The following is an 8795-nucleotide window of genomic DNA, read 5'->3' as shown; positions in this document are numbered from 1 at the left end:
CTGCGGGGCCGGCGGCTGCGCCGGCGACCGGGCCTGCCGCCGCGTTGGCCGCGGCGCGCCAGGCGTCCGCGCCTGCAGGAGGGCGTCCCGCCGGCCCGGCCGTGCCTGCGCGGCCCGTGTCCGTCGCACGGACACAGGCAGAGCCGTCGCCCGATGCCGATTCTCCGGTGCGCGCGCCGGAGGCGGCCCCTGCCGCAATCCCCGCCCGCCCGGCGGCCGGCACCGCGCCGCGGCCGTCCTCCGGAGGGGCGCCGGCGGCGTCTTCCGGCGCCGGCGCCATGCCGGCGGGCCCCGCCGAAACGCCTGCCGAAGTACGTTCCGCCGCCGCGCCTGCCAATCCGGCCGGCTTGCCGCAGCTTACCGAGCCCTGGATCGATCTCGCCCCGCGCCTTCCCATCAAAGGCATCGCCGCGCAGCTGGCGCTGCAAAGCGAGTGGGTCGGCGTCGACGGCAATACCGTCGTGCTGCGGGTAGCCAACAAGGGCCTGGCCGAGGGCCCCGGCGTGGACCGCCTGCGCGGCGCGCTCGAGGCCCATTTCGGCGCGCCGGTGCGCCTGCGCTTCGAGATCGGCACCACCGGCGACAACACCGCGCACGCGGTGGCCCAGGTCGAGCGCCAGGCGCGCCAGCAGGCGGCCGAAGAGGCGATCATGGGCGATCCCTTCGTGCGGCAACTGCTCGACGACTTCGGCGGCCAGATCGTGCCCGATTCGATCCGGCCCGAGAATCCCGAACCCACTCAAGGAACGTCACCATGATGAAAGGACAGCTTGCCGGCCTGATGCGCCAGGCGCAGCAGATGCAGGAAAACATGAAGAAGGCGCAGGAAGCGCTGGCCGAGATCCAGGTCGAGGGCGCCGCCGGCGGCGGCCTGGTCAAGGTCACGATGACCTGCCGCAACGACGTCAAGCGCGTGGCGATCGACCCCAGCCTGCTGGGCGACGACAAGGACATGCTCGAAGACCTGATCGCCGCCGCCTTCAACGACGCGCTGCGCAAGGCCGAGGCCACCGCGCAGGAAAAGATGTCGTCGGTCACCGCCGGCCTGCCGCTGCCCCCGGGCATGAAGCTGCCGTTCTGAGGCTTCGCCGGGCGCATCCATGGCAGACCGTTTCGCCGGGCCGGCTTCGCTGTCGGTGCTGATCGACGCGCTCAAGCGCCTGCCGGGCGTGGGCGCCAAGTCGGCCCAGCGCATGGCCTACCACCTGCTGCAGCACGACCCCAGCGGCGCCCGCACGCTGGCGCAGGCGCTGGGCGACGCGGTCGACCGGCTGCGCCACTGCGCCCGCTGCAACACCTTTACCGAGGCCGAGGTCTGCGAGACCTGCCTCAACCCGCGGCGCGACCCCACCCAGCTGTGCGTGGTCGAGACCCCGGCCGACCAGAACATGATCGAGGCCAGCCACAGCTACCAGGGCCTGTATTTCGTGCTGATGGGCCGGCTGTCGCCGCTGGAGGGCGTGGGCCCGCGCGAGATCGGCTTCGACCGCCTGGTCGAGCGCGCCACCGACGGCGTGGTCAAGGAAGTGATCCTGGCCACCAACTTCACCACCGAAGGCGAAACCACCGCCCACTACCTGGGCGAACTGCTGCGCGCCCGCGGCATCGGCGTCACTCGCCTGGCCCGCGGCGTTCCCGCGGGCAGCGAGCTGGAATACGTGGACGCCGGCACCATCGCCTGGGCGCTGATGGACCGCCGCGCCTCCTGAGCTCCGAACGTCCCAACCCCGCGCGGGCCCACCCAGGGCACAGCGGATCCGGCTCCGCCGGTCCGCCAGTGCCGCCCCCTGGGGGCGCGCGAAGCGCGCAGGGGAGTCACCTCAACCTACCGTCGTACGTCCATTTGCGTATCTTCACGGCAGTGATCGACCCCGCGTCGGGATGCAGCGGATTGACGATGGCGTTGAATTCCTCGGGAACGATGACCGATGGGACCACCAGAACGGCCGACGAGCCGGACTTGGCCCAGGCGGTTCCGACGTCGAGGCTGACCTTGCCGGCGGGCAGGGCGTCCCAGCCGACGGGCAGCGTTGCCTGGTCGTGCACGATCGCCTTGTCCCAGATCGCCTCGGGAATTTCCAGCCGCACCAGGTAGCGATTGAGCGGCAGGCCCTCGGCGCCCAGGTGGACGACCGTTTCCAGGCAGGCGAGCGCCGCGCTGCCGGCGCAGTAGAGGGCGGGCGTCCCGCGCCGGTTCCAGCGGCCGCCGGTGCGCTTGGCGCCTTCCCCGGTCATGTCGTCGGCCGTATAGGCCGGCGTGTCGGCGGCGATGCGCCAGACCGGCACCGTCACGCGTAGGCCCCGCTCTGCATTTTCGCCAGCAGCCCGGCAACGATCTCCAGCCCTTCGACCGTGTCGAGCAGTTCGGACGGCAGCGTATTGCCGAGCGCCGCGTTGGGCCGGTTGAGCCAGCCCCAGAGCCATTGCACGGCATCGAAGCCGTCGGGATCCCCCGATTCCTCGACCATCTCGATGACCTGGCCGATCAGGCTCCACATGCGGACCAGCCGTTCGGACTGATCCCGCGGCAGCGCTTCTTCCTGCCGGGCCTTGCGGCCGATGGTGGAACGCGGCAGGCCCAGGCTGGAGACCACTTTGTCGCGGGAGGTGCGAAAGGCCGCGGCGAGCGCGGAGACCCATTCCGCGGAGACGCCTTTCCGGATCAGGTGGATCCGGTCCATCGGGTCCGAGCGGTAGATGCGCACGAAGTCTTCCACCGCGGCCGGCGGCTCGGCCGGCACGTAGGCCATGCCGACGTCGCGGACCATGTGCGGTTCGCGGGCCGGCTCCAGCGCGTACGGCCGGCCGCCTGGCGCGGCGGATGCGGGCTGGGCGGGGCCGATCGGGGGCCTGCGGGGGCCGCCGCGTTTGCTGCCGGTCGTGGTCATGGGTGCCTCGCTATTTGAGCATTTATTTTAGCTCATTCGAGACGAAGCCTGGCGAGAAAAAACCGGCGGCGGGCGAGCGGCGCGCCCGCTTTCCCTCAGCGGCGCAGTTGCGCCTCGATCAGCCCGTCCAGCTTGCGCGCGTCGGCCACGAACTGGCGGATGCCTTCGGCCAGTTTCTCGGTGGCCATCGCATCTTCGTTGAGCTGGGTGCGGAACGCGATTTCGCCGGCATCCACCGCCCCGACCGGGTCGGCCGCCGCGTCGGCCGGGCGCAGCAGCGGCGGGGCCTCGCCTTCGGTACGTTCCAGCTCGCCCAGCAGCTCGGGGCTGATGGTGAGCAGGTCGCAGCCCGACAGCGCCAGGATCTGGCCGACGTTGCGGAAGCTGGCGCCCATGATCTCCGTGGGAATGCCGAATTTCTTGTAATAGCGGTAGATGCGGGCGACCGACTGCACGCCGGGGTCGGCGGGGCCGGCGTGGGCGGCGTCGTCCCATTGCGCGCCCTGGGCCTTGCGGTGCCAGTCGTAGATGCGGCCCACGAAGGGCGAGATCAATTGCGCGCCGGCATCGGCGCAGGCCGCCGCCTGGACCAGCGAGAACAGCAGCGTCATGTTGCAGCGGATGCCCTCGGCCTGCAGCACGCGCGCCGCCTGGATGCCTTCCCAGGTGGAGGCGATCTTGATCAGCACGCGCTCGCGCGCGACGCCGCCCGCCTCGTACCAGGCGATCAGCGTGCGGGCGCGCTCGATGGTGCCGCGGGTATCGAACGACAGCCGGGCATCGACCTCGGTCGACACGCGGCCCGGCACGATGGCCAGGATCTCGCGCCCGAAGGCGACCAGCAGGCGATCCATGATGCGCGCCGGCGATTCATCGCGGTGGTCGCGCACCGCCTGCTCCAGCAAGGGGCGGTAGGCATCCTTCTGCACCGCCTTCAGGATCAGCGATGGATTGGTGGTGGCGTCGGTGGGACGGAACGCCCGCATCGCCTCGAAGTCGCCGGTATCGGCAACGACGGTGGTGTGCTGGCGCAAGGACTCGAGCTGGCTGGACACGGTATCTCCGGTAAGCGGCGTAAACGGGCCTATGATGAGCTATAATTGTAAGGTTTGACGTTTTGATTTCAGTAGCCCACTGCGTCCAGCGCTTCTGCGTCATATATGTCCCCGACGCCTCCGATTCAGGATGCGGCGGATCCGGCTTCGCCGGTCCGCGCGCATCGCCCCTTGAGGGGCGCGCGAAGCGCGTAGGGGTGGGCTTCATCCAGTGGGCCCCACCGGAGATTTCCTCTTGCTGCCGTCTCTCTTTCCCGAGACCACCCCCGCGATACTGGCGCTTGCCGACGGCACGGTGTTCCGTGGCGCATCGATCGGCGCGCCCGGCCACACGGTCGGCGAAGTCGTCTTCAATACCGCGATCACCGGCTACCAGGAGATCCTGACCGATCCGAGCTACAACCGCCAGATCGTCACGCTCACGTATCCGCACATCGGCAATACCGGCGTCAACGACGAAGACGACGAAGCAGGCATGATCCACGCCGCGGGCCTGGTGGTGCGCGACTATTCGCCCATCGTATCGAATTTCCGCGCCCGCCGCTCGCTGTCCGAGGCCCTGCGCGCCCAGGGCGTGGTCGGCATTTCAGGCATCGATACCCGCAAGCTGACCCGCGTGCTGCGCGAGAAGGGCGCCCAGGGCGGCTGCATCCTGGTGGGCGACGACGCCGACCAGGCGCTGCGCCTGGCGCGCGGCTTCCCCGGCATGGCCGGACTGGACCTGGCCAAGGTGGTGTCGGCCAAGGACCGCTACGAGTGGACCGACGGCGTGTGGCATCTTGGCGCCGGCCACGGCAGCCCCGATACCTCCCGCTTCCACGTGGTGGCGTACGACTACGGCGTCAAGCGCAACATCCTGCGGCTGCTGGCCGAGCAGGGCTGCCGCGTGACGGTGGTGCCGGCGCAGACGCCCGCCGCCGACGTGCTGGCGCTGAACCCCGACGGCGTGTTCCTGGCCAACGGCCCGGGCGACCCGGAGCCCTGCGACTACGCGGTGGAAGCCACCCGCGTGTTCCTGGAGCGCCGCATCCCGGTGTTCGGCATCTGCCTGGGCCACCAGATCCTGGGCCTGGCGGTGGGCGGCCGCACGCTGAAGATGAAATTCGGCCACCACGGCGCCAACCACCCGGTGCAGGACACCGCCACCGGGCGCGTGTTCATCACCAGCCAGAACCACGGCTTCGCGGTCGACCCGGCCACGCTGCCGGCCACCGCGCGCGTCACCCACGTGTCGCTGTTCGACGGCTCGCTGCAGGGCTTCGAGCTGACCGACCGGCCGGCGTTCTGCTTCCAGGGCCACCCGGAAGCCAGCCCCGGCCCTCACGACATCGTCTTGCTGTTCCAGCGCTTCGCCAAACTCATGCAAGACAAGAAATGAACCCACCCCTACGCGCTTCGCGCGCCCCTCAAGGGGCGATGCCAGCGGACCGGCGAAGCCGGATCCGCGGCATCCTGGACCGGCGACAGCCGGCGCGGGCGCCATGGCTCTTGCCAAGCGCAGTGCACAATTAGGTTGACCGCAACATCATGCCCAAGCGTTCAGACATCCAGACCATTCTCATCATCGGCGCCGGCCCGATCGTCATCGGCCAGGCCTGCGAATTCGACTATTCCGGCGCGCAGGCCTGCAAGGCGCTCAAGGCCGAGGGCTACAAGGTCATCCTGGTCAATAGCAATCCGGCCACGATCATGACCGACCCGGAAACGGCCGACATCACCTACATCGAGCCCATCACCTGGCAGGTGGTGGAAAAAATCATCGAGAAAGAGCGCCCCGACGCGCTGCTGCCCACCATGGGCGGCCAGACCGCGCTGAATTGCGCGCTCGACCTCGACCGCCACGGCGTGCTGGCGCGCTACGGCGTCGAGCTGATCGGCGCCAACGCGCACGCGATCGAAAAGGCGGAAGACCGCCAGAAGTTCAAAGAGGCGATGACCCGCATCGGGCTGGAATCGGCCAAGTCGGGCATCGCCCATTCGATGGACGAGGCCTGGGACATGCAGCGCTGGATCGCCGAGCAGACCGGCACGGTCGGCTTCCCGGTGGTGATCCGCCCCAGCTTCACGCTGGGCGGCACCGGCGGCGGCATCGCCTACAACGCCGAGGAATTCGAGACCATCTGCCGCCGCGGCCTGGAAGCCTCGCCCACCAGCGAGCTGTTGATCGAGGAATCGCTGCTGGGCTGGAAGGAATTCGAGATGGAAGTCGTGCGCGACCGCGCCGACAACTGCATCATCGTGTGTTCGATCGAAAACCTCGACCCGATGGGCATCCACACCGGCGATTCGATCACCGTGGCGCCGGCGCAGACGCTGACCGACAAGGAATACCAGCTGATGCGCAACGCCTCGATCGCGGTGCTGCGCGAGATCGGCGTCGACACCGGCGGCTCCAACGTGCAGTTCGCGGTCAACCCGGCCAACGGCCGCATGATCGTGATCGAGATGAACCCGCGCGTGTCGCGTTCGTCGGCGCTGGCCTCCAAGGCCACCGGCTTCCCGATCGCCAAGGTGGCCGCCAAGCTGGCGGTCGGCTACACGCTGGACGAACTGCGCAACGAGATTACCGGCGGCGCCACCCCGGCCTCGTTCGAGCCCACCATTGACTACGTCGTCACCAAGGTGCCGCGCTTCGCGTTCGAGAAATTCCCCCAGACGGATTCCCACCTCACCACCCAGATGAAGTCGGTGGGCGAGGTGATGGCCATCGGCCGCACTTTCCAGGAATCGTTCCAGAAGGCGCTGCGCGGCCTGGAAGTGGGGGTGGACGGCCTGAACCAGAAGACCACCGACCGCGAGCGCATCGAGGTCGAGCTGGGCGAACCGGGCCCCGAGCGCATCTGGTACGTGGGCGATGCCTTCGCCCAGGGTTTCTCGCTGGAGGAAGTGCAGGCCCTGACCCACATCGACCCGTGGTTCCTGGCGCAGATCAAGGAAATCGTCGACATCGAACTGGCCCTGGAAAAGAAGACGCTGGCCGACCTCGACCGCGGCACGCTGTGGCAGCTGAAACGCAAGGGCTTTTCCGACCGCCGCCTGGCCTACCTGCTGGACACCACCGAAACCGAGGTGCGCAAGCTGCGCCACCAGCTCGAGGTGCGGCCGGTGTACAAGCGGGTCGATACCTGCGCCGCCGAGTTCGCCACGCACACGGCCTATATGTACTCCACCTATGAAGAGGAGTGCGAGGCCAACCCTTCGGACCGTCGCAAGATCGTCGTGCTGGGCGGTGGGCCGAACCGCATCGGCCAGGGCATCGAGTTCGACTACTGCTGCGTGCACGCCGCCATGGCGCTGCGCGAAGACGGTTTCGAAACGATCATGGTCAACTGCAACCCCGAAACCGTCTCCACCGACTACGACACTTCCGACCGCCTGTACTTCGAGCCGCTCACGCTGGAAGACGTGCTGGAGATCGTGCACAAGGAAAAGCCGGTCGGCATGATCGTGCAGTACGGCGGCCAGACGCCGCTGAAGCTGGCCAAGGCGCTGGAGGCCAACGGCGTGCCGATCATCGGCACCAGCCCCGAGTCGATCGACATCGCCGAAGACCGCGAGCGCTTCCAGAAGCTGCTGCACAAGCTCGGCCTGCGCCAGCCGCCCAACCGCACCGCCCGCACCGAGGCCGAGGCGCTGTCGCACGCGCTGGAGATCGGCTACCCGCTGGTGGTGCGCCCGAGCTACGTGCTGGGCGGCCGCGCGATGGAAATCGTGCACGAGCAGAAAGACCTGGAGCGCTACATGCGAGAGGCGGTCAAGGTCAGCAACGATTCGCCGGTGCTGCTGGACCGCTTCCTGAACGACGCGATCGAGATCGACGTCGACTGCCTGTCGGACGGCAAGCGCGTGTTCATCGGCGGCGTGATGGAGCACATCGAGCAGGCCGGCGTGCACTCGGGCGACTCGGCCTGCTGCCTGCCGCCGTATTCGCTGTCGGCCGAGCTGATCGAAGAGATCAAGCGCCAGACCGGCATGATGGCGCGCGCGCTGAACGTGGTCGGCCTGATGAACGTGCAGTTCGCGATCCAGGCCGGCACCGTCTACGTGCTGGAGGTCAATCCGCGCGCCTCGCGCACGGCGCCCTACGTGTCGAAGGCCACCTCGCTGCCGCTGGCCAAGATCGGCGCCCGCGCGATGGCCGGCCGCAGCCTCGACGAGCAGGGCCTGGGCGAGGAGATCGTGCCGAAGTACTTCTCGGTCAAGGAAGCGGTGTTCCCCTTCGTCAAGTTCCCCGGCGTCGACACCATCCTCGGCCCCGAAATGAAGTCCACCGGCGAGGTGATGGGCGTGGGCGAAAGCTTCGGCGAGGCCTTCGTCAAGTCGCAGCTGGCCGCCAGCGTGCGGCTGCCGGATGGCGGCACCGCCTTCATCAGCGTCAAGAACGAAGACAAGCCCAAGGCGGTGGAAGTGGCGCGCGGCCTGCACGGGCTGGGCTTCGCGCTGGTGGCCACGCGCGGCACGGCCGCCGTGCTGGAGGCCGCCGGCATCCCGGTGCGGATCGTCAACAAGGTGGCCGAGGGCCGTCCCAACATCGTAGACATGGTCAAGAACGGCGAGATCTCGCTGGTGATCAACACGGTGGAGGAGCGGCGCAACGCGATCGCCGATTCGCGCGCCATCCGTACCTCGGCGCTGGCGTTCCGGGTCACCTACTACACCACCATCGCCGGCGCCCGCGCCGCGGTCGAGGGCATGCAGTACATGCGAGAAGGCGCGGGGCTGCAGGTCTACCCGCTGCAGGCGCTGCACGCCCAGGCCGGAGGGGCCTGAGCTTCCCGCCCGAATCCCGGCCCCACGAAGCCCCGCTCGCGGGGCTTTTTTTCGCCCGTTTCGTGCCGGCGGGCGGCTTTTC

General features: G+C 68.8%; 8 protein-coding genes. 5 read left to right on the top strand and 3 right to left on the bottom strand.

Going from position 1 to position 8795, the window contains the following annotated elements; translation table 11 throughout:
• The first annotated feature begins 278 nt into the window (after positions 1-278).
• The 3 genes from ABD927_RS11635 to recR are packed head-to-tail and all read left to right on the top strand — an operon-like array spanning position 279 to position 1709.
• Entirely contained in the window at positions 279-758 is a 480-nt protein-coding gene (locus tag ABD927_RS11635; protein WP_345249501.1) for a DNA polymerase III subunit gamma/tau C-terminal domain-containing protein, read from the top strand.
• Positions 755-1081, top strand: coding sequence for a YbaB/EbfC family nucleoid-associated protein (locus ABD927_RS11630; RefSeq protein WP_345249499.1), 327 nt, complete (start codon positions 755-757; stop codon positions 1079-1081). Before ABD927_RS11635 ends, ABD927_RS11630 begins: the two co-directional genes overlap by 4 nt.
• Positions 1082-1100: 19 nt before the next feature.
• On the top strand, positions 1101-1709 hold the full coding sequence (recR, locus tag ABD927_RS11625) for a recombination mediator RecR (protein WP_345249497.1): 609 nt from the start codon (positions 1101-1103) through the stop codon (positions 1707-1709).
• 106 nt (positions 1710-1815) lie between these two features.
• Here the strand turns inward: recR and ABD927_RS11620 are convergent, their stop codons facing one another.
• The 3 genes from ABD927_RS11620 to tal form a co-directional block, all read right to left on the bottom strand.
• Positions 1816-2292 (bottom strand): RES family NAD+ phosphorylase, encoded by a 477-nt coding sequence (locus ABD927_RS11620; RefSeq protein ID WP_345249495.1) that lies wholly within the window; start codon positions 2290-2292, stop codon positions 1816-1818.
• Positions 2289-2888 (bottom strand): antitoxin Xre-like helix-turn-helix domain-containing protein, encoded by a 600-nt coding sequence (locus ABD927_RS11615; protein WP_345249493.1) that lies wholly within the window; start codon positions 2886-2888, stop codon positions 2289-2291. Before ABD927_RS11615 ends, ABD927_RS11620 begins: the two co-directional genes overlap by 4 nt.
• A 95-nt stretch (positions 2889-2983) precedes the next feature.
• Entirely contained in the window at positions 2984-3943 is a 960-nt protein-coding gene (gene tal / locus ABD927_RS11610) for a transaldolase (RefSeq protein WP_345249491.1), read from the bottom strand.
• Positions 3944-4178: 235 nt separating this feature from the next.
• Here tal and carA point away from each other — a divergent pair, with 235 nt between their 5' ends.
• Both carA and carB read left to right on the top strand, forming a co-directional pair.
• A complete protein-coding gene (gene carA / locus ABD927_RS11605; RefSeq protein ID WP_345249489.1) occupies positions 4179-5321 on the top strand; it encodes a glutamine-hydrolyzing carbamoyl-phosphate synthase small subunit in 1143 nt (380 codons plus the stop codon).
• A 149-nt stretch (positions 5322-5470) separates the two neighbouring features.
• The gene (gene carB, locus ABD927_RS11600; RefSeq protein ID WP_345249487.1) at positions 5471-8713 is read left to right on the top strand and encodes a carbamoyl-phosphate synthase large subunit; all 3243 of its coding nucleotides are present in this window, start codon (positions 5471-5473) and stop codon (positions 8711-8713) included.
• Positions 8714-8795: the final 82 nt, after the last annotated feature.

The organism is Pigmentiphaga soli (assembly GCF_039541095.1).
In the GTDB taxonomy this organism is placed as follows: domain Bacteria; phylum Pseudomonadota; class Gammaproteobacteria; order Burkholderiales; family Burkholderiaceae_B; genus Pigmentiphaga; species Pigmentiphaga soli.
This window is presented reverse-complemented; position numbering and strand designations above follow the sequence as displayed.

Excerpts from the sequence above, each read along its gene's own strand:
- carB (WP_345249487.1), top strand. The coding sequence starts at position 5,471 with ATGCCCAAGCGTTCAGACATCCAGACCATTCTCATCATCGGCGCCGGC.
- ABD927_RS11615 (WP_345249493.1), bottom strand. The coding sequence starts at position 2,888 with ATGACCACGACCGGCAGCAAACGCGGCGGCCCCCGCAGGCCCCCGATC.
- ABD927_RS11630 (WP_345249499.1), top strand. The coding sequence starts at position 755 with ATGATGAAAGGACAGCTTGCCGGCCTGATGCGCCAGGCGCAGCAGATG.
- recR (WP_345249497.1), top strand. The coding sequence starts at position 1,101 with ATGGCAGACCGTTTCGCCGGGCCGGCTTCGCTGTCGGTGCTGATCGAC.
- ABD927_RS11635 (WP_345249501.1), top strand. The coding sequence starts at position 279 with ATGCCGGCGGGCCCCGCCGAAACGCCTGCCGAAGTACGTTCCGCCGCC.